Source organism: Xanthomonas cannabis pv. cannabis (assembly GCF_000802365.1).
Taxonomy (GTDB): Bacteria; Pseudomonadota; Gammaproteobacteria; order Xanthomonadales; family Xanthomonadaceae; genus Xanthomonas; species Xanthomonas cannabis.
In genome coordinates this window covers 1-19,384 of record NZ_JSZE01000007.1, presented here as the reverse complement: position 1 = coordinate 19,384, position 19,384 = coordinate 1, and the positions used below count along the sequence as shown (strand labels likewise).

Below are 19,384 nucleotides of genomic sequence, written 5' to 3'. Positions count from 1 at the left end.
TCACGCTCGGGCCCGCAATGCTGCCGAATTCGGCATTTGTGCCGGCCGTGTGTCAGCGCATGATGGGCGCCTTACAGCTGGCCCTTGAGCGCGCGGTAATCGCGCGGAGTCATGCCGACGGTGGCTTTGAACTGGCGCGCGAAGGCGCTCTGGTCGGCAAAGCCGCAGCGTTGCCCGATGCTGGCAATACTGTCCTCGCCATACAGCAGCCGCATCGCCGATTCGATGCGCAGCTTGGTCAGCAGTTGCTGCGGGGTGACCTGGAAGACGCGGCGGAAGTGCCGCTCCAGCTGCGCCACCGACAGCCCGGCCAGATCGGCCAGCGCCTGCACGCGCAGGTTGTCGCCGAAGTTGGCCTGCATGTGTTCCATCACCTGGCTCAGGCGTTCGTAGGCCGAATGCCGGCTATCGGGCTGGCCCAGATCACGCGAGATGCCGACCACGCCGATCACCTCGTTGGCCTCGCACAGTGGGCGCTTGAAGGTCAGGCACCAGCCCGGCAGGCGATTGGGATACAGGTGCACTTCGAGCTGGTTGTCGATGAGTTCGCCAAGCAGGACGCGACGGTCCTGCATCATGTAGCTGCCGCCCAGCGGCAGGGGGAAGACTTCCAGCGGCGACCGACCGATGATCTCGCTGCGCAGCTTGCGCCCCAATCGACGCACCAGGGTGAGGTTGCAGTGGGTGTAGCGGCCCTCGCTGTCCTTGATGAAGAACACCACATCCGGCAGTGCATCGAACAGCGTCTGCATTTCCAGCGCGGGCAGGTTGAGGTCCATCAGGGTCATGGTAGCGGTCACGATTTGACGGTTGCACGAAGGTGCAACCCAGCAATGATCCTAGCGCAAACGCGCGGCGATGCATCGGGTTGGTAATTGTGCAGATTTCCGCATTTTGATTTCGCATTGCACGCTAGTCGTGCGCGGGCCGGCAGTGGGAGCATGCGCCATGCACAGCATCGACGTGATCGACTCTCATACGGCCGGCGAGCCCACCCGCGTGGTCCTGGCCGGCTTCCCCGATCTGGGCGATGGCGACCTGGCGCAGTGTCGCGAGCGGTTCGGCCGCGAGTTCGACCAGTGGCGCAGCGCGATTGCCTGCGAGCCGCGCGGCTCGGACACCATGGTCGGCGCGTTGCTGCTGCCGGCGCGCGACCCGAGCGCCTGCACCGGGGTGATCTTCTTCAACAACGTGGGTTATCTGGGCATGTGCGGGCACGGCACGATTGGTGTGGTGCGCACGCTGGCCGAGCTGGGGCGGATCGCGCCGGGCAGGCACCGTATCGAAACGCCGGTGGGCACGGTGGGCGTGGAGCTGGCCGACGACGGCACCGTGTGGGTGGACAACGTGGAAAGTTATCGCGCGGCTGCCGGTGTGGTGGTGGACGTGCCGGGGCATGGCGCGGTGCGCGGCGATGTGGCCTGGGGCGGCAACTGGTTCTTCATCACCGAGCAGGCGCCATGTGCGCTGGACCTGGCGCATCAACGCGCGCTCACTGCCTACACCGAAGCGATCCGGCTGGCGCTGCAGGCCGCCGGCATCACCGGCGAGGGCGGTGGCGAGATCGACCATATCGAAGTCAACGGCGCCGCACCCGATGGCAGCGGCGTGGCGCGCAATTTCGTGCTGTGCCCGGGGCTGGCCTACGACCGTTCGCCGTGCGGCACCGGCACCAGCGCCAAGCTGGCGTGCCTGGCCGCCGACGGCAAGCTGGGCGAGGGCGAGCGCTGGGTGCAGCAAGGCATCCTGGGCAGTGCGTTCGAAGGCAGTTATCGCCTGAGCGGGCGCGGTATTGCGCCGCGCATCAGCGGGCAGGCGTACATCACTGCGCGCGCGCAGCTGCTGATCGACCCGGCCGACCCGTTCGCCTGGGGCATCGTGGCCTGATGGAGGCCGTGCGGCCCGCGCCGGTGGTTGCGTCGGCCATGTCGCCGGCCGAACTGGTGATCGTCGGCACGTCTGCTGCGCTGCCCGCGTCGCCATCGCCCGCGACGGCATCTGCGCCGGCGCCGGGTTCCGTGGCCGGACCCGAATCCGGCTCTGCGCCGTCTGCCGCCTCCACGCGGCGCAGTTACGACCTGATCGTGGTCGGTGCCGGCATTGTTGGCGCCGCCTGCGCCGAGGCTGCGGCGGGCGAGGGGCTGCGGGTGGCGATCGTCGAACCGGGGCCGATCGGCGGCGGCGCCACCGCCGCGGCGATGGGGCACCTGGTGGCGATGGACGACGACCCGGCCGAGCTGGCGTTGTCGGCGTATTCGCTGCGCCTGTGGGAGCGCTTCGCGACGCTGAGCGATGCCGAATTCAGCCGCTGCGGCACGCTGTGGGTGGCCCGCGACGCGCGCGAACTGGCGGCGGTGCCGGCCAAGATCGCGCGGCTGGCCGCTGCCGATCTGCAGGCAGAAGCGATCGATGCGGCGCAGTTGTATGCGCTGGAGCCGCAGCTGGTGCCCGGCCTGGCCGGCGGCATGCGCGTGCCCGGCGAGGCGGTGGTGTATCCGCCGCGGGTGGCGCGGCATCTGGTGAGCCTGGCCTGCAAGGCCGGCGCGCAGGTATTTGCCGGCCGCCGCGTTGCGCAGTTGCAGGAGCATGCAGTGCGCCTGGACGACGGGCAGGTGCTTGCCGGAGCCGTGCTGGTGGCCAGCGGCGTGGCCTTGCCGCAGTTGCTGCCCGAGCTGGCGTTGCGCCCGCGCAAGGGCCATCTGGTGATCACCGACCGCCACCCGGGGTTGATCCGGCATCAGCTGCTGGAACTCGGTTATGCCGATTCGGCGCATGGCGCCGACGACACCAGTGTGGCCTTCAATGTGCAGCCGCGGCCGACCGGGCAGATATTGATCGGCTCCTCGCGCCAGTTCGGCGAGCACGATCGCGCGTTGTCGATGCCGGTGCTGCAGCAGATGTTGCAGCGTGCTTTTGCGTATCTGCCGGTGCTGCGTGAGTTGCAGGCAATTCGCGTATGGACCGGGCTGCGCCCGGCCACGCCGGATGGGCGGCCGTATCTGGGGGCGGTGCCCGGCCGGCGCGATGTGTGGGTGGCCGCCGGTCACGAGGGGCTGGGCGTCACCACGGCGCTGGGGAGCGCACGGGTGATCGTGGACAGCCTGCTCGGGCGCACGCCGGCCATCGACCCGATGCCGTACGCCCCGGCGCGTGCCGTGCAGGGCACGGCCGCATGAGCGCGACAGTGCGGTTGCACGTGGATGCGCAGCCGGTCGAGGTGCCGGCCGGTGCCAGCGTGGCGGCTGCCGTGGCGCAAGCCACGCTGCAGTTCCGGCGATCCAGCAGCGGGCAACCGCGCGCGCCGTTATGCGGCATGGGCGTGTGTTTCGAATGCCGCGTGCGGATCGATGGCATCGGCCAGCAACGCGCCTGTCTGGTGGACGCACGCGATGGCATGCAGGTGCGCACCGATGGCTGAATGCGTGCTGCATTTCGATGTATTGGTGATCGGCGCCGGGCCGGCCGGGTTGGCCGCCGCGCACGCCGCAGCCAGTCACGGTGTGCGCGTGGGCGTGGTGGACATGCAGCCGCGTGTGGGCGGGCAGGTGTGGCGCAGCGATGTGCAGCACGGTGCGCCGGCCGATGCGCGCGCGCTGCTGCAACAGGTGCAGGGCAATGCGGCGATCACGCTGCAGACGCGCACGCAGATCCTGCTGGCGCAACCGGGCTGGTTGTTGTCCGATGGCCCGGACGGCACGCAGCAACTGCATTACGCCGCCCTGGTGCTGGCCACCGGTGCGCGCGAATTGCTGCTGCCGTTTCCGGGCTGGACCTTGCCCGGCGTCACCGGTGCCGGCGCGGCGCAGGCGCTTGCGAAGCAGGGTTGGCCGCTGGCCGGCAAGCGTGTGCTGGTGGCCGGCAGTGGCCCGCTGCTGCTGGCCAGTGCGGCCACCTTGCAACGGCATGGCGCGCAGGTGCTGGGCATCCACGAACAGGCCTCGGCAGCGGCGTTGCGCCGGTTCGCGCTGCAGTTGTGGCGCTGGCCGGGCAAGGCCGCGCAGGCTGCCGCGTTGCGCCTGCAGCTGCACGCAGTGGCGTATCGCGCCGGCAGCGTCGTGGTTGCCGCGCATGGCGATACGCAGCTGCGCGAGGTCGAACTGGAAGGGCCCGGCGGCCGCACGCGCATCGCATGCGACCACCTGGCGGTGGGCTATGGCCTGGTGCCCAATACCGAGCTTGCGCAATTGCTGGGTTGCCAGCTGCAGGCATGTGGGGCGCACCAGCAGGTGCAGGTGGATGCGCTGCTGCGCACCAGCGTCACCCAGGTGTTTGCCGCCGGCGAAGCCTGCGGCATCGGTGGGCGCGATTGCGCCTTGATCGAAGGCGCGATGGCCGGGCACATGGCCGCCGATGCGCCGGAGGCCGCGTTGCGCCTGCAACCAAGGCGGCGCGCCGCGCGTGCATTTGCCGACTTGTTGCAGCAGCAGTTCGCGCTGGACCCGCGCATCCGCGCGCTGGCGCAACCGGACACGCTGATCTGCCGCTGCGAAGACGTGCCGCTGGGCGCACTGGACGACTTCAACGATGCGCGCGACGCCAAGCTGGCCTCGCGCTGCGGCATGGGCGCCTGCCAGGGCCGCATCTGCTCCGCTGCGCTGGCCGAACTGGGCCGTTGCCCGCCCGAGCTTTCCACCGACGCCGGCCGCCGGCCGCCGTTGTTCCCGGTCCGCCTCGCGGCGCTGGCCGACTCGTTCACTTCCGACTCGCAAGGGAATCACCCATGAGCATTGCTGCGTTCTGGCACGGCGTGTTGCCGGCCATCACCACCCCGTTCACCGCCTCGGGCGACATCGACCACGACTTCCTCGGCAAGCATGCCAACCAGCTGGTGGATGCCGGTTGCACCGCAATCGTGCCGCTGGGCTCGTTGGGCGAGGCCGCCACCTTGAGCGTGGACGACAAGCTGGCGATCCTGCGCACGCTGGTCACCGCCTTGAACGGCCGCGTGCCGGTGGTGCCGGGCATCGCCAGCCTGGCCACCGGCGAGGCGGTGGCACTGGCCAAGGCGGCCAAGGACATCGGCTGCGGCGGCCTGATGGTGCTGCCGCCGTACGTGTACTCCACCGACTGGCGCGAAATGGGCGCGCATGTGCGTGCGGTGATCGGCGCGACCGACCTGCCGGTGATCCTGTACAACAACCCGGTGGCCTACAAGACCGATTTCGGCCCGGCGCAGATCGCCGAGCTGGCTGCCGAATTCCCGAACCTGCAGGCCGTGAAGGAATCCTCCGGCGACGTGCGCCGCTTTGCCGCCCTGCAGGAACTGCTGGGCGATCGGCTGGCGCTGCTGGTGGGCATGGACGATGCCATCGTCGAAGGCCTGAGCATGGGCGCCAAGGGCTGGATCGCAGGGCTGGTCAATGCGTATCCGAAAGAATCGGTGCGCCTGTTCGAACTCGCCCGCGACGGCGGTTACCCGGCGGCAAAGGAGTTGTACCACTGGTTCCTGCCGCTGCTGCGCCTGGACACCGTGCCCACCTTCGTGCAGCTGATCAAGCTGGTGCAGGCAAAGGTGGGCATGGGGAGCGAGCAGGTGCGTGCGCCGCGGCTGGTGGTGGCCGGCGCCGAGCGCGATGCCGCGTTGAAGGTGATCGAGCATGCCATCGCCACGGCGCCGAAGAGCAGCTAGCAACACGACTGCGCCGCCGCCAGGCGGGCGCGGTTGGTGCTCGGATCGGCATGTACCACTCGTACACTCCGACGCTGAGCGCGCTGCCCGCACCCGCCTGACGACTGCGCGCTACGTTCTGTTAGCCGCTCTCGGTTGTCCTGATGGCGTACGGCCATCGCACGCTGCGTCTACTCGCAGGCACAGCGTGCGGCGCGTGCGGATTCGCCCCACGCGCCGTGCCTGCGCGTGGGGCAAGGCGTCGGCGGCTGCGGATGTGGCCTGCAGTGCTGCATCCTCATCGCTTCTCTGGCCGGCCGCTGGCGCACAGTGCGCAGGCCCTGCATCCCTGTTACCGAAGGTGCCGCAATGAACGACACGAACCACTCCATTCCCATGACCGCCGCCGAGGTGCTACTGGCAGGCCAATGGCAACCCAGCCGCCACGCGGCCGGCAGCTTCCGCGCTGCCGACCCGACCACCGGCGAGCCGATCGGCCCGCAGTTTCCGATCAGTGGCGCGGACGATGTGGAAGCCGCCGTCGCCGCAGCGCAGGCGGTGGCAGCGGAACTGGCGGCTGCACCGGTGGAGCGCATCGCCGCCTTCCTGGACGCCTATGCCGACGCGCTGGATGCCGATGCCGACACCCTGGTCGCGTTGGCGCATGCCGAAACCGCGTTGCCCGCGCCCACACGCTTGCGTGGCAACGAACTGCCGCGCACCAGCGGGCAGCTGCGCCAGGCCGCGCAGGCGGTGCGCACGTACAGCTGGACCCATCCCGTCATCGATAACGCGGCCGATCTGCGTTCGCACCTGGCGCCGCTAGGCAAGCCGGTGCTGGTGTTCGGCCCCAACAATTTCCCGTTTGCGTTCAATGCCATTGCCGGCAGCGATTTCGCCAGCGCGATCGCAGCGCGCAACCCGGTGATCGCCAAGGCGCACCCGCTGCATCCGGCCACCAGCCAGCGCATGGCGCAGCTGGCGCATCAGGCGCTGGTTGCGGCCGGTCTGCCGGCGGTGGCCGTACAGTTGCTGTATCACTTCGACAACGCCATCGGCGTGCGGCTGGCCGGCGATGCGCGGCTGGGCGCGATTGGTTTTACCGGCAGCCGTGCCGGTGGGCTGGCGCTGAAGGCAGCGGCCGACGCAGCAGGCGTGCTGTTCTACGCCGAACTGTCCAGCGTCAACCCGGTGTTCCTGTTGCCCGGCGCGCTGGCCGAACGCGGCGATGCGCTGGCGCAGGAGTTCTTTGCGTCCTGCACACTGGGCAGCGGGCAGTTCTGCACCAATCCGGGTGTGGTGGTGGTGCCGCACGGTGCGGCCGGCGATGCGTTTGTTGCGGCCACCAAGGCTCATTTCGAAGCGGCCATGCCGATGGTGCTGTTCTCGGCGGCCGGTGTGGACGGTGTGCAACGCGGGGTGGCCAGCCTGCGCGCTGCCGGTGCCAGCGTACTGGCGGGCGGGCACACCGGCGAGGATGGCTACCGCTACGCGCCGACCTTGTTGAGCGTGGATGCAAAGGCATTCATCGCCCACCCGCACGCACTGCAGGCCGAAGCGTTCGGCCCGGTGAGCCTGCTGGTGCGCGCAGCCGACGTAGCGCAGATGGCGCAGGTGGCGGCGGCATTCGAAGGCAATCTCACCGGTACGCTATATCGCGCCGGCGATGGCAGCGACGATGCGGCCTGGCAGGCCATCGCGCCGGTGTTGCGCGCGCGGGTCGGGCGGCTGATCAACAGCAAGATGCCGACCGGCGTGGCCGTGAGCGCCGCGCAGAACCACGGCGGCCCGTTCCCGAGCACCGGGCACCCGGGCTTCACCGCCGTGGGCATGCCCGGTGCAATCCGCCGTTTTGCGGCCCTGCACAGTTATGACGCGGTGCCCGATGCACTGCTGCCTGCGGAATTGCGCCAGCGCAATCCCGGCGGGGTGGCGCGGCTGGTCGATGGGCAATGGAGCACGGCCGATCTGGGAGCAGGTGCATGAGCGCACAGATCGGCGGGCTGTCGCTGGAGCAGGCGCGTGCGCAGCTGGCGCCGTGGACGCAATGCGCCGCGCCGATCGCCGCGGACGAATACGAGCGCCGCATCGAACGCGCACGCAGCCTGATGCGCAGCCAGAGCGTGGATGCGCTGTTGATCGGCGCCGGCACCTCGCTGCGCTATTTCACCGGCGTGCCATGGGGCGCGAGCGAGCGCCTGGTGGCGTTGTTGCTGACGTTGAATGGCGAGCCGGTGCTGCTGTGTCCTGCGTTCGAAGAAGGCTCGCTGGACGCGGTGCTGAAGATCCCGGTGGCCAAGTACTTATGGGAAGAACACGACGACCCGTATGCGCTGGTGGTGCAGGCCATGGACGAGCGCCACGCGCATGCGTTGGCGCTGGACCCGGGCATTGCCTTCGCCGTGCACACCGGTCTGCGCGCGCATCTTGGCACGGCGATCCGCGATGCGGGGGCGATCGTCGACGGCTGCCGCATGTCCAAGTCGCCGGCCGAGCTGGCGTTGATGCAGCAGGCCTGCGACATGACCCTGCTGGTGCAGCGGCTGGCCGCCGGCATCGCGCACGAGGGCATCGGGACCGATCAACTGGTGCGCTTCATCGACGAGGCGCATCGCGCGCTGGGCGCGGACAACGGTTCGACCTTCTGCATCGTGCAATACGGCCATGCCACCGCATTTCCGCATGGCATCCCGGGCGTGCAGCGCCTGCGCGAAGGCGAGCTGGTGTTGATCGACACCGGCTGCACCGTGCAGGGCTACCATTCCGATATCACCCGCACCTGGATCTATGGCACGCCCAACGCCGCGCAGCAGCGCATCTGGGACCTGGAGCAGGCCGCGCAGGCAGCGGCATTTGCGGCGATCCGCCCCGGTGTGGCCTGTGAGGCAGTGGATCAGGCCGCGCGCACGGCGCTGGAAGCCGCAGGGCTGGGCCCGGACTACCGCTTGCCCGGCCTGCCGCATCGCACCGGCCACGGCTGCGGTCTGGCGATTCATGAGGCACCGTATCTGGTGCGCGGCAATGCGCAGCCGCTGCAGCCGGGCATGTGCGCCAGCAACGAGCCGATGATCGTGGTACCCGGTGAGTTCGGCGTGCGGCTTGAAGACCATTTTTATGTCACCGACGCGGGCGCGCAGTGGTTTACGCCGCCGTCGCTGGCGATCGATCAACCGTTTGCGTGAGCGGCACAGACTCACGCGCGCGTAGGAGCGCACCCGGGCGCGACGGGCATTCCCGAGTAAAGCCATTCGCGCTCATGCGCGCTCCTACCGCTGTCCTTGCATCTTGGAGTAAATGCATGAACCACCTGCGTCCTGTCGCCATCGGCCTGCTTGCCGCCGCATTGTTTACCGCCTGCAAGCCAGCACCGCCGGCATCGGAAACGGCGTCCGCTACCACTGCCTCGGCCAATAGCGAACAAGCCGCCAAGGCCTTCGATGCGTTGCTGGATAAACAGTGGCAATACCAGCTGCAGCACAACCCGGAGTTCGCCAGCATCATCGGCGACAAGCGCTACAACGACCGCTGGAGCGATTATTCGCTGGAAGCGGTGCAGGCGGAGCGCGCCGCAACCGCGGACCTGCTCACGCAGTTTGAAGCAGTGGATGCCAAGGCGCTGGACGAGCAACGCCAGCTCAGCCTGCAGATGATGCTGGGTCAATTGCGCGACAAGCTGGAAGGCATCGACCTCAAGACCTACACGATGCCGCTGGAGCCCATCGGCGGCGTGCAGTTGGCGCTGGCCGGGTATGGTGATGCGTTTCCGTTCGAAAACGCCAAGGATTACCAGGATTACATCAAGCGTCTGCAGACGATCCCGACCGTGATCGAGCAAGTCATCGCGGTGTCGCGCCAGGGCGCGACCGATGGCCTCACTCAGCCGCGCTATCTGTTGGAGCGCCTGCCCGAGCAGATCGACAAGATTGCCGCGTTGACCGGCGAGCAGAGCCCGTTCGCTTCGCCGCTGAAAAAGCTCGATGCGGCGGTGCCGGCCGATCAACGCGACGCGCTGCGTCAACAGGTGCTCGCCGCGATCGATCAGCAGGTGCGCCCGGCCTACGGCAAATTGGCTGCGTTCGTGCGCGACGAATACGCCGCGCAAGGGCGCGCGCAGGAAGGCGTGTGGTCGCTGCCCGATGGCGAGCGCCGTTATCGCTACGCCGTCCACACCCAGACCACCGCCGACATGGCGCCGGAGGAGATCCACCAGATCGGATTGAAGGAAGTTGCGCGCATCGAAGGGGAGATGACGGTGATCGCCAAGGCGCAGGGTTTTGCGGATCTGGCCAGCTTCCGCAAGGCGGTGGAGACCGATAAGCGCCACTTTGCCAGCTCCGGCGAACAGATCCTGCAGCAATACCGGCAGTACATCGCGGCGATGGAGCCGGAACTGCCCAAGCTGTTCGGGCATCTGCCCAAGACGCCGCTGGAGGTGCAGGCGATGCCGGCCTTCCGTCGCAGCGCACCCGGCGCCGAGTATTGGCAAAGCAATCCGGAAGGCACCAAGCCGGCGATCGTGAAGGTCAACACCAGCGACTTCGCCAGCCGCACGCTGATCAACATCGAAACCACCGCCTATCACGAAGGCGTGCCCGGGCATCACCTGCAGATTTCGCTTGCGCAGACGCTGCCCCTGCCGCCGTTCCGCCAGCAGGCTGGCTACAACGCCTATATCGAAGGCTGGGCGCTGTATGCCGAGCGGCTGGGCAAGGAGATCGGTTTCTTCAAGGACCCGTACAACGACTACGGCCGCCTGTCCGGCGAGTTGCTGCGCGCCAACCGGCTGGTGCTCGACACCGGTGTGCACTACAAGCACTGGAATCGCCAGCAGATGGTGGACTTCTTCCACGCGCATCCGTCCGACGACGAGCCCAGCATCCAGTCCGAAACCGACCGCTACATCGTGTGGCCCGGCCAGGCGCTGGGCTACAAGCTCGGTCAGCTGCAGATCCTGGCATTGCGCGCGGAAGCGGAAAAAGAGCTGGGCGATCGTTTCGATGTGCGCGCCTTCCACGATGCGGTGCTCGGCGGCGGCGCGATGCCGCTGGCACTGTTGCAGCAGCGCGTGCGGCAGTGGATTGCGCAGGCCAAGGTGGCACCCGAGGCACGCGGATGAGGACCAGCCGCATCTGGCGCGCAAGCGCATTGAGCGTGTTGATTGCCTCCGGTCTGGGCGCCGCCGCCGTGCAGGCGCAAGCCGCAGCACCCGCACCCGCAGCAAGCACGCAAGACAGCGCGGCGGCACGTTTCAAAGCGCTGTACACGCGCGAATGGCGCTGGCGGCAGGCGCAGTTGTCCGGTGCGGTGGATGAAGACAACCAGGCCACGCAGGAGCAGCAATCCGACCATCTACCCAAGGTGGACGTGGCCACGCAGAACCAGCGCACGGCGTACTGGCAACAGGCGTTGAAGGAACTGGATGCCATCCCGCAGGCGCAGCTGCCGCCCGAAGATCAGGTCAGTTACCAGGTGTACCGCCAGCAATTGCTGGTGCTGCTGGATCAGCAGCGTTTTCGCGCCTGGGAAATGCCGTTCAACAGTGACTCGGCGTTCTGGAGCGACCTGGGCTTCAGCGCCGAGGCCAAGTTGCGCACGCGCGAGGATTATCAGCGCTATCTGAAGATGCTGGCCGATATCCCGCGCTATTTCGCCGAGCACACCGACAACATGCGCGCCGGGCTGGCGCGTGGTTTCAGCCAGCCAAAGGTCACGCTGACCGGCCGCGATCAATCCATCGCCGATGTGGCGCAGGCCAAGGGTCAGGCCAATCTGTTCTACGCACCGTTCAAGCAGATGCCGGCCACCGTGCCGGCAGCGGTGCAGGCGCAACTGCGGGCGCAGGCCGAGGAGACCATCAACGCGCAGGTGGTGCCGGCGTATGCCAAGTTGCTGGACTTCATCCGCACTGAGTATCAACCGCGTGCGCGCACCACGCTGGCCGGTGAAACGCTGCCGGATGGCAAGGACTATTACCGCGCGCAGATTCGCGAGTTCACCACGCTGGAGGTGAGCCCCGATCAGATCCACCAGATCGGTCTGGACGAGGTTGCCAAGCTGCGGACGCAGATGGACCAGACCATCGCAGCCAGCGGCTTCAAAGCGCCGGCCGGGCAGGCGGTGTTTCCGGCATTCCTGCATTTCCTGCGCACCGACCCGCAGTTCTATGCCAAGACGCCGGACGAGCTGCTCAAGCAGGCGGCGTGGATCGCCAAGCGCGTGGATGCCAAGGTGGGCGACTACATCGGCCGGCTGCCGCGCCGCCGTTTCGCCATCGAGCCGGTGCCGCCGGAGCTGGCGCCGTTCTATACCGGCGGTCGTGGCGGCCCGGGCATCTATCTGGTCAACACCTACAACCTGCCGTCGCGGCCGCTGTACAACCTGACCGCGCTGACCTTGCATGAGTCTTCGCCCGGCCACGCATTGCAGATGCCGTTGGCGGCGGAGGCGCAGGGCTTGCCGGAGTTCCGCCGCTACGGCTACATCTCCGCGTATGGCGAAGGCTGGGCGTTGTATTCGGAGTACCTGGGCCAGGAAATGGGCATGTACGACACGCCCTATGACCGCTTCGGCTACCTCACGTATCAGATGTGGCGTGCCTGCCGGTTGGTGATCGACACCGGTCTGCATCACAAGGGCTGGACGCGCGAACAGGCGCAGGCATATCTGCGCGACAACACCGCGCTGAGCGAACACGAAGTGACCACCGAGGTGGACCGCTATATCGCCTGGCCGGGGCAGGCGCTGTCGTACTACCTGGGCGAGTTGAAGATCATCGAATTGCGGCACAAGGCCGAAGCCGCGCTCGGCGAGAAGTTCGACATCCGCGCCTTCCACGACGCGATCCTGGAAACCGGTTCGGTGCCGCTACCGGTGCTGGAGCAACGCATCGACCGTTTCATCGGCGATGGCGGGAAGTCGCCTTGGGCGCAGGAGGTGTCGAAGCAGTAGCAATGCTGAGCCCCTCTCCCGACGGGGCGAGAAGGCACAGTTTGCGCGCCACTGGCGCGCGTGCCTTGGAGCGCCCGCGCCAGTGGCGCGGGCCGGGGCGCGGAGGGGGGGGGGTGAGGGTACGGAGCGAAGCTGCTCAGGGTCGAAATGGCACGAGGCTGCGCACGTACCCTCATCCGCCCCTTCGGGGCACCTTCTCCCGGTGGGAGAAGGGAACAGCTGCAGTAATTAGAAATCGGCTACAACCTTTCCAACGGGGGCACCATGGCCACGCAAGGCAAGTTCCACAAGCGGCTCAGCCTGACCGACCTGACCTTTATCGGGCTGGGTTCGATCTTCGGTTCCGGGTGGTTGTTTTCGGCCAGCCATGTGTCCTCGATTGCGGGGCCGGCCGGCATCGTGTCGTGGATCCTCGGCGGCATCGCCGTCTTGCTGCTGGGCATGGTCTATTGCGAACTCGGTGCGGCGTTGCCGCGCGCTGGCGGGGTGGTGCGCTACCCGGAGTATTCGCATGGTGCCTTGCTCGGCTCGCTGACTGGCTTCATCACGCTCATCGCGTTTTCCAGCTTGATCGCGATCGAAGTGGAGGCGGCGCGGCAATATGCAGCGGCGTGGTTCCCGTGGTTGAGTCAGCCCAACAGCACGCATCCCAGCATCTGGGGCTGGCTGGTGCAGCTGGCCTTGCTGGTGCTGTTTTTCCTGCTCAACTATTTCAGCGTCAAGACCTTTGCGCTGGCCAACAACATCGTCAGCATCTTCAAGTTCCTGGTGCCGATCCTGGTGATCGTGCTGCTGATGAAGCACTTCAATGCCGGCAATCTCAGCATGCACGGGTTCGCGCCGTCGGGCATGGCCGGGGTGGAAGCGGCGATCTCCGCCGGCGGCATCATCTTCGCGTATCTGGGGCTGACCCCGATCGTGTCGGTGGCCAGCGAGGTGCGCGACCCGCAGCGCAATATTCCTATCGCCTTGATCCTGTCGGTGGCGCTGTCCACGGTGATCTACGTGCTGCTGCAGCTGGCGTTTCTGGGCAGCATTCCGGCCGCACAGCTGGCGCAGGGGTGGACCGGCATCGACAAGGCCTTCTCGCTGCCGTACCACGACATCGCACTGGCCCTGGGCATGGCGTGGCTGGCGGCGCTGGTGATCTGCGATGCCATGGTGTCGCCCAGCGGCACCGGCAATATCTACATGAATGCCACCCCGCGCGTGGTGTACGGCTGGGCGCGTAGCGGCGGTTTCCTGCCGGTGCTGACGCGGGTGGACCCGGCGTCGGGCATTCCGCGTCCGGCGTTGTGGTTAAGCCTGGGCTTGTCGATCTTCTGGACCTTGCCGTTCCCGTCCTGGGAGACCTTGATCGGCGTGGTGTCGGCGGCGCTGGTGCTGAGCTATGCGGTGGCGCCGGTGACGGTGGCAGCCCTGCGCCGCAGCGCGCCGGCGTTGCCGCGTCCGTTTTTCGTCCGCGGCCTGGCGGTGCTGGGGCCGCTGTCGTTCATGGTCGCGGCGTTGATCGTGTACTGGTCCACCTGGCCCACCTTGTCGTGGCTGCTTGGCTTGCAGGTGGCCGCGTTCGCGCTGTATGTGCTGTATCGCCTGCCATCGCGCGAAGGCCGCACCCGCCTGTTGCGGCAGGTGCGCGCGTCGTTGTGGCTGATCGTGTTCTTCGTGCTGGTGATGCTGGTGTCGTGGGCCGGCACCTTCGGTGGACACGGCTGGATCGCGCATCCGTTCGATACCTTGAGCGTGGCAGTGATCGCGTTCTTCATCTACCACTGGGGCGCGCGCAGCGGCCTGCGCAGCGACGAGCTGGCGCTGGAGGAAGACGATGGTGAGTGATGCCTTGCGATGCGCATGCCTGACGCAGGCATCGCGCGCCATGGCCGCCTGCCTGCTGTTGCTTGCAACCGCTGCGCAAGCCGCACCCAGCGTGGCCGATTACCAGCGTTCGCTGGGCCTGCGCGCGCACTGGAGCACGCTGACCGAGAACGTCGCCTGGCCGGCGTACTGGCAGGACAACGGCAGGTTCCATTACCGCAAGACGGTGCCTGGTGGGTTCGCTTTCATGCGCGTGGACGTCGCCACGTTGCACAAGCAGCCCGCCTTCGATCAGGCGCGCGTGTCCCAGGCGCTGCAGGCAGCCACCGGCACTGCCTATGCGGCGTTGATGTTGCCATTCGAGCGGTTTGCGTATGCGCAGGAAGGCGCGCGTGAGGACGGGGCGATCGTGTTCGCCATCGAGGACGCTGCGTGGCGCTGTACCTTGACCACCTACCGCTGCGCGCTCGACGATCCCGGCCGGCAGCCGCAGGGGCAACAGCGGCCGCGCGGCTTTGGCGTGGTGCGCGACCCGGACGTAGCGGCCGATACCACGCCACGCCGTTCGCCCGACGGGCAGTGGGAGGCGCTGGCCGATGGCTGGAACCTGGTCGTGCGCCGGGTGGCCGACGGCCAGCTGGTCCAGCGCACCGACGATGGCCGTGCGGAAGACTATTTCGATCCGGAGAGCATTGCTTGGTCTCCCGATTCGCAGCAGCTGGCGGTGTATCGGGTACGGCCGGGCACTGCGCGCCGGGTCACCCGTGTGGAGGCCGCACCGGCCGGTCGCCTTCAGCCGGTAGTGCACACCCAGCTGTATCCCAAGCCGGGCGATGCGGTGGATGTGGAACGGCCGGTGCTGCTGGCCGTGGATGGCAGCCGGCGCGTGGTGGATAACGCCTTGTTCGCCACGCCATATTCGTTGTCGCCGCTGCAATGGCGCAACGATGGCCGCAGTGTGAGCTTTGAGTATGTGCAGCGTGGCTTTCAGCATATGCGGGTGATTGCGGTGGATGCGCACACTGCACGCGCGCATGTGGCCGTTGGCGAAGATGCGCGCACGTTCGTGTATGCCGATCGCAGCTTTCGCCACGACGTGGATGGGCGCGGCGATGAGGTGTTGTGGATTTCAGAACGTGACGGTTGGCGGCACCTGTATCTGTTCGATGGCCGCAGCGGCAAGGTCAAACGCCAGATCACGCGCGGGCAGTGGGTGGTGCGCGATGTGCTGCGCGTGGACGATGCGCAGCGCCGCATCTGGTTCGCCGCCAGCGGCATGGACGCCGGCAAGGACCCGTACTACCGGCAGCTCTACCGCGTGGATTTCGATGGCAAGCATCTCACGCGCCTGACCACGGCCAATGCGGATCACGATGTGGTCATTGCCGACGACGGCCGGCATTACGTGGACGTGTATTCGCGCCCGGACCTGCCGCCGGTGATGGAGCTGCACGCCATCGGTGGGCAACTGCTGCACACCGTTGAGCGTGGCGATATCGGCAGGCTGCAGGCCGCCGGCTGGCGCGCGCCGGAGACCTTCGTGGCCAAGGGCCGCGATGGCAGCACCGATATCTGGGGCATGGTGGTGCGCCCGCGCGATTACGACCCGCGCAAAACATACCCGGTGATCGAAAACATCTACGCCGGGCCGCACGACGCCTTCGTGCCCAAGACGTTCTGGCCGTTCGGCTACCACTCCGGCGGCGACAAGCAGATCGGCATGCAGGCGCAGGCCGATCTGGGTTTCATCGTGGTGATGATCGATGGCATGGGCACGGCCAACCGTTCCAAGGCGTTTCACGATGTGGCATGGAAAAACCTGGGCGATTCCGGCTTTGCCGACCGCATCGCCTGGCATCACGCGCTGGCCGCGAAGGATCCTTCGTACGACATCAGCCGGGTCGGCATCTATGGCGCATCGGCCGGCGGGCAGAGCACGCTGGGTGCACTCGAACGCCATCCGGAGTTCTACAAGGTGGGCGTGGCGTTTGCCGGTTGCTACGACAACCGCATGGACAAGATCAGCTGGAACGAGCAGTGGATGGGCTGGCCGGTGGATGCGAGCTATGCGCAGGCATCCGGCGTGGTCAACGCCAGCAAGCTGCAGGGCGACCTGCTGCTGATCGTCGGCGAGCAGGACAGCAATGTCGACCCGGCCTCCACTGCGCAGGTGGTCGATGCCTTGATCAAGGCCGGCAAGCAATTCGATCTGCTCAACGTGCCCGGTGGCGAGCATTCGGTGGGCCGCTCCAGCGGGCCGATCGACTACGTGCAACGCCGTCAATACGACTTCTTCGTGCGCCACCTGCGCAACGAACCCACGCCGCACTGGAACTCACTACCGTCGGAGGCGCGATGATGCATGTGCTTGCCCTGAAAATACCGCAGCCGCGTGGCCGCCTCGCGGCGCTGCTGTGGTCGCTGGTGATGTTGGCCGCTAGCGTGCCGTTGCTGGCCAGTGCCGAAGAACTGCCGCGCTTCGTCACCCAGAACGGCCGTCATGCGCTGTTTGTCGATGGCGCGCCCTACACTGTGCTAGCCGCGCAGCTGCACAACTCCAGTGCCTGGCCAGCCGTGCTGCCCAAGGCGCTGGACGAGGTGGTCGCGCTGCACGCCAACACCGTGGAAGCGCCTGTGTACTGGGAGCAGTTCGAGCCGGCGCCTGGCCGCTTCGACACCACCAATGTGGATGTACTGATCGCCGGCGCACGCAAGCGCGGCCTGCGCGTGGCCTTGCTGTGGTTCGGCAGCTGGAAGAACGGCCAGATGCATTACGTGCCGGAATGGATCAAGCGCGACGAGACCACGTACCCGCGCATGCGCGATGCCAACGGCGAACCGGTGGATGTGCTGTCGCCGCATGCGGCGGCCAACGTGCAGGCCGATATGCGCGCGTTCACCGCGTTGATGCAGCACCTGCGCAAGGTGGATGGCGACCGCCATACGGTGATCCTGGTGCAGGTGGAAAACGAGCCCGGTGCGATCGGCACCGTGCGCGACCACGGCCCGGCCGGCGAGGCCGCGTTCGCACAAGCGGTGCCGGCCGCGATTGCGCGTGCACTGGGCAAGCCGCAGGGCAGCTGGCAGCAAGTGTTCGGCGCCGAAGCGGCCGAAGCGTTCAACGCGCATGCCACCGCCGCCTACATCGAGCAGGTGGCCGCCGCCGGCAAGCGTGCGTATCCGCTGCCGCTCTACGTGAACACCTGGCTGCGCTACAAGGGCAAGCGTTATCCGGGCATGGACTATCCCTCCGGCGGTGCCACGGTGAACATGTTCGCGCTATGGCGTGCGGCCACGCCGTCGATCGACTTCATCGGCACCGACATCTACACCAACGATTACAACGAATACACCAAGGTCATCGGCCAGTACGCGCGGCCCGACAACCCGGCCTGGGTGTCGGAAACCGGCTTCGAAGCGGCCACCGCGCCCTATCTGTTCCATGTGCTGGGGCAGGGCGGGGTGGGCTTTTCGGTGTTCGGTATGGATGGCAACCCCGACAGCGAGGCCAATCGCGCCGCAATCGCTGCGCACGCGGCCAACTTCAAGCTGCTTGCGCCGATGCAGCGACTTCTGGCGCAGGCCGCCTTCGACGGCCGGCTGCAGGCAGTGGCCGAACAACCCGGCACGCCGCAGCGCACGCTGCGCTTCGGCGAGTGGGAGGCCAAGGTGTCGTTCGGTGCGCCCATGTGGGGCGATGCGCCGCCGATTCTGCCCGGCAACGACGACCATGCAGGCCGGTTGCTGGTAGCCCAGTTGGGGCCGGAAGAATTTCTGGTGACCGGCATGGCTTCGCGCATTGAATTTTTTCGCAACGCGGCCGATACCCGTCATGGACAACTGTTGCGGGTAGAGCAGGGGCGGTATGTCGATGGGCGCTGGCAGGTAGAAAGGCAGCTCAACGGCGACCAGACCGACTACGGGCTCAACTTCGGGCGTGTGGATGCGGCCGGCAATGTGTCCGTGGTGTTGCGTGTGCGGGTGGGCACGTATTGAGCATGGGCGAGGCGACCGTGCAGCCGTGAGGCCGGCATTGTCGCAGTTGCCAGGTAGGACATGTGGATGTGCAGCAGGTAGGGCGCAGTTGCTGTTCGCTGGGTCCATCCGCGTAAGAAGGCTAGCCAGCGGTTAGCTTGCGGTAAACGCGACAGCAGCGCGGCGCGATTGTGATCGGCGCTGCGCCGGCTGGCGAGTAAACGCGCGTCCTATCTTTTTTTCGTAGTTTTTGCACCGGAGCCATCATGAGCATCAACAGCATCGCCAGTTCCGGAATGCAGGTGGCCGCACTGCGCCAGCAGGTAGCCGCCAGCAATGTGGCCCGTCAGGCAGTGGATGGCAGCCCACGGCAGTCCGTTGCCGCCAGCACGCAGGCCAATGGCGGCGTGGCCGCCAGCGTGGTCGATGCCAGTGCCGATCCATCGGCGCCGGCCACCGATCTGGTGGAAGGGCTGTCGGCGCGCAACGATTTCCAGGCAAATGCCACCGCGCTGCGGCGTTCCGACGAGATGTTGGGTAGCCTGCTGGACGTGTTGACCTAAGCGGTGCGGAGTGGATGACTGCCGTGGTCGTTCTGATCCGCCGGGTACACGGCTGTCGGTCTGATCGCCCACCCGGCGACATCCGTCTGCTGCTTAGCTGCAAGGACCAGTGGAGATGGTCGGTGCGCAGAGCTTCAATAAAACAGCCAGCAGAATTTCTGGTGCGATGATTTTGTTCTTCCATAAAGCCACCAGCTAACTATCTGGTGGGTGCACCGCGCACTCGAGTTCTTCGCGTTTGCTGCAGGGCCCTTGCCCGCCCACCATCGCGGGACACGCTGCAAGTACGTCCATGTAGCTCCGTGGCGGCATCCATGCCGCCAAGGGTTCCGCGACAGTGGGCGGGCAAGGACCAATCAAGTTGGTCGGTGCGTAGAGTTTTCAACCAAGTAACTATCAGGGCTCTGCTGTGGCTTCTTGGTTCTTCAATAAAACTACCAGCCAACTATCTGGTGCTGTGTCCTCACCGATTGCG

The 19,384-nt window shown here is 66.9% G+C and carries 14 protein-coding genes, 1 other RNA gene and 1 pseudogene; 15 read left to right on the top strand and 1 reads right to left on the bottom strand.

The window, feature by feature from the left end; genetic code table 11:
- Window positions 1-71: 71 nt before the first annotated feature.
- Complete coding sequence (locus OZ10_RS01970; RefSeq protein WP_081419243.1) at window positions 72-788, bottom strand: AraC family transcriptional regulator; 717 nt, start codon at window positions 786-788, stop codon at window positions 72-74.
- A gap of 160 nt (window positions 789-948) precedes the next feature.
- On the opposite strand from OZ10_RS01970, the gene OZ10_RS01965 reads away from it, so the two are divergent.
- The 15 genes and pseudogenes from OZ10_RS01965 to OZ10_RS01905 all read left to right on the top strand — a co-directional run bounded on the left by OZ10_RS01965 (window position 949) and on the right by OZ10_RS01905 (window position 18,909).
- On the top strand, window positions 949-1,887 hold the full coding sequence (locus OZ10_RS01965; RefSeq protein WP_039410908.1) for a proline racemase family protein: 939 nt from the start codon (window positions 949-951) through the stop codon (window positions 1,885-1,887).
- Window positions 1,887-3,176 carry an NAD(P)/FAD-dependent oxidoreductase gene (locus tag OZ10_RS01960; RefSeq protein WP_039563794.1) on the top strand — a complete coding sequence of 430 codons (1,290 nt, stop codon included), beginning with the start codon at window positions 1,887-1,889 and terminating at the stop codon, window positions 3,174-3,176. Before OZ10_RS01965 ends, OZ10_RS01960 begins: the two co-directional genes overlap by 1 nt.
- Complete coding sequence (locus OZ10_RS01955) at window positions 3,173-3,418, top strand: 2Fe-2S iron-sulfur cluster-binding protein (RefSeq protein ID WP_039563793.1); 246 nt, start codon at window positions 3,173-3,175, stop codon at window positions 3,416-3,418. The genes OZ10_RS01960 and OZ10_RS01955 overlap by 4 nt, the downstream gene beginning before the upstream one ends.
- Entirely contained in the window at window positions 3,411-4,724 is a 1,314-nt protein-coding gene (locus tag OZ10_RS01950) for an NAD(P)/FAD-dependent oxidoreductase (RefSeq protein WP_202902974.1), read from the top strand. Before OZ10_RS01955 ends, OZ10_RS01950 begins: the two co-directional genes overlap by 8 nt.
- Entirely contained in the window at window positions 4,721-5,629 is a 909-nt protein-coding gene (locus OZ10_RS01945) for a dihydrodipicolinate synthase family protein (RefSeq protein WP_039563791.1), read from the top strand. The genes OZ10_RS01950 and OZ10_RS01945 overlap by 4 nt, the downstream gene beginning before the upstream one ends.
- A gap of 50 nt (window positions 5,630-5,679) precedes the next feature.
- Window positions 5,680-5,756, top strand: a non-coding RNA gene (locus tag OZ10_RS20500) — sX9 sRNA.
- Window positions 5,757-5,977: 221 nt separating this feature from the next.
- Window positions 5,978-7,594 (top strand): aldehyde dehydrogenase family protein, encoded by a 1,617-nt coding sequence (locus OZ10_RS01940; protein WP_039410918.1) that lies wholly within the window; start codon window positions 5,978-5,980, stop codon window positions 7,592-7,594.
- A pseudogene (locus OZ10_RS01935) lies at window positions 7,561-8,721 on the top strand (M24 family metallopeptidase); the annotation flags it as partial. The gene OZ10_RS01940 and the pseudogene OZ10_RS01935, both read left to right, overlap by 34 nt.
- A gap of 1 nt (window position 8,722) precedes the next feature.
- Window positions 8,723-8,815: a hypothetical protein gene (locus OZ10_RS23105; RefSeq protein WP_425511556.1), complete on the top strand. Its 93-nt coding sequence runs from the start codon at window positions 8,723-8,725 to the stop codon at window positions 8,813-8,815.
- A gap of 91 nt (window positions 8,816-8,906) precedes the next feature.
- Complete coding sequence (locus tag OZ10_RS01930) at window positions 8,907-10,724, top strand: DUF885 domain-containing protein (RefSeq protein WP_039563788.1); 1,818 nt, start codon at window positions 8,907-8,909, stop codon at window positions 10,722-10,724.
- Window positions 10,721-12,556 (top strand): DUF885 domain-containing protein, encoded by a 1,836-nt coding sequence (locus OZ10_RS01925; protein ID WP_039563787.1) that lies wholly within the window; start codon window positions 10,721-10,723, stop codon window positions 12,554-12,556. The genes OZ10_RS01930 and OZ10_RS01925 overlap by 4 nt, the downstream gene beginning before the upstream one ends.
- A 264-nt stretch (window positions 12,557-12,820) precedes the next feature.
- Window positions 12,821-14,392 (top strand): APC family permease, encoded by a 1,572-nt coding sequence (locus OZ10_RS01920; RefSeq protein WP_039414820.1) that lies wholly within the window; start codon window positions 12,821-12,823, stop codon window positions 14,390-14,392.
- Complete coding sequence (locus tag OZ10_RS01915) at window positions 14,382-16,730, top strand: S9 family peptidase (protein ID WP_039563786.1); 2,349 nt, start codon at window positions 14,382-14,384, stop codon at window positions 16,728-16,730. Before OZ10_RS01920 ends, OZ10_RS01915 begins: the two co-directional genes overlap by 11 nt.
- Window positions 16,727-18,367: a DUF5597 domain-containing protein gene (locus OZ10_RS01910; RefSeq protein WP_039563785.1), complete on the top strand. Its 1,641-nt coding sequence runs from the start codon at window positions 16,727-16,729 to the stop codon at window positions 18,365-18,367. The genes OZ10_RS01915 and OZ10_RS01910 overlap by 4 nt, the downstream gene beginning before the upstream one ends.
- Before the next feature lie 245 nt (window positions 18,368-18,612).
- The gene (locus tag OZ10_RS01905) at window positions 18,613-18,909 is read left to right on the top strand and encodes a flagellar basal body rod protein FlgC (RefSeq protein WP_039414817.1); all 297 of its coding nucleotides are present in this window, start codon (window positions 18,613-18,615) and stop codon (window positions 18,907-18,909) included.
- The last annotated feature ends 475 nt before the right edge of the window (window positions 18,910-19,384 follow it).

What these genes read in the sequence shown, in the direction of transcription:
- OZ10_RS01970 (WP_081419243.1), bottom strand. Translation starts at nt 788, where the DNA reads ATGACCCTGATGGACCTCAACCTGCCCGCGCTGGAAATGCAGACGCTG.
- OZ10_RS01965 (WP_039410908.1), top strand. Translation starts at nt 949, where the DNA reads ATGCACAGCATCGACGTGATCGACTCTCATACGGCCGGCGAGCCCACC.
- OZ10_RS01960 (WP_039563794.1), top strand. Translation starts at nt 1,887, where the DNA reads ATGGAGGCCGTGCGGCCCGCGCCGGTGGTTGCGTCGGCCATGTCGCCG.
- OZ10_RS01955 (WP_039563793.1), top strand. Translation starts at nt 3,173, where the DNA reads ATGAGCGCGACAGTGCGGTTGCACGTGGATGCGCAGCCGGTCGAGGTG.
- OZ10_RS01950 (WP_202902974.1), top strand. Translation starts at nt 3,411, where the DNA reads ATGGCTGAATGCGTGCTGCATTTCGATGTATTGGTGATCGGCGCCGGG.
- OZ10_RS01945 (WP_039563791.1), top strand. Translation starts at nt 4,721, where the DNA reads ATGAGCATTGCTGCGTTCTGGCACGGCGTGTTGCCGGCCATCACCACC.
- OZ10_RS01940 (WP_039410918.1), top strand. Translation starts at nt 5,978, where the DNA reads ATGAACGACACGAACCACTCCATTCCCATGACCGCCGCCGAGGTGCTA.
- OZ10_RS23105 (WP_425511556.1), top strand. Translation starts at nt 8,723, where the DNA reads ATGTCACCGACGCGGGCGCGCAGTGGTTTACGCCGCCGTCGCTGGCGA.
- OZ10_RS01930 (WP_039563788.1), top strand. Translation starts at nt 8,907, where the DNA reads ATGAACCACCTGCGTCCTGTCGCCATCGGCCTGCTTGCCGCCGCATTG.
- OZ10_RS01925 (WP_039563787.1), top strand. Translation starts at nt 10,721, where the DNA reads ATGAGGACCAGCCGCATCTGGCGCGCAAGCGCATTGAGCGTGTTGATT.
- OZ10_RS01920 (WP_039414820.1), top strand. Translation starts at nt 12,821, where the DNA reads ATGGCCACGCAAGGCAAGTTCCACAAGCGGCTCAGCCTGACCGACCTG.
- OZ10_RS01915 (WP_039563786.1), top strand. Translation starts at nt 14,382, where the DNA reads ATGGTGAGTGATGCCTTGCGATGCGCATGCCTGACGCAGGCATCGCGC.
- OZ10_RS01910 (WP_039563785.1), top strand. Translation starts at nt 16,727, where the DNA reads ATGATGCATGTGCTTGCCCTGAAAATACCGCAGCCGCGTGGCCGCCTC.
- OZ10_RS01905 (WP_039414817.1), top strand. Translation starts at nt 18,613, where the DNA reads ATGAGCATCAACAGCATCGCCAGTTCCGGAATGCAGGTGGCCGCACTG.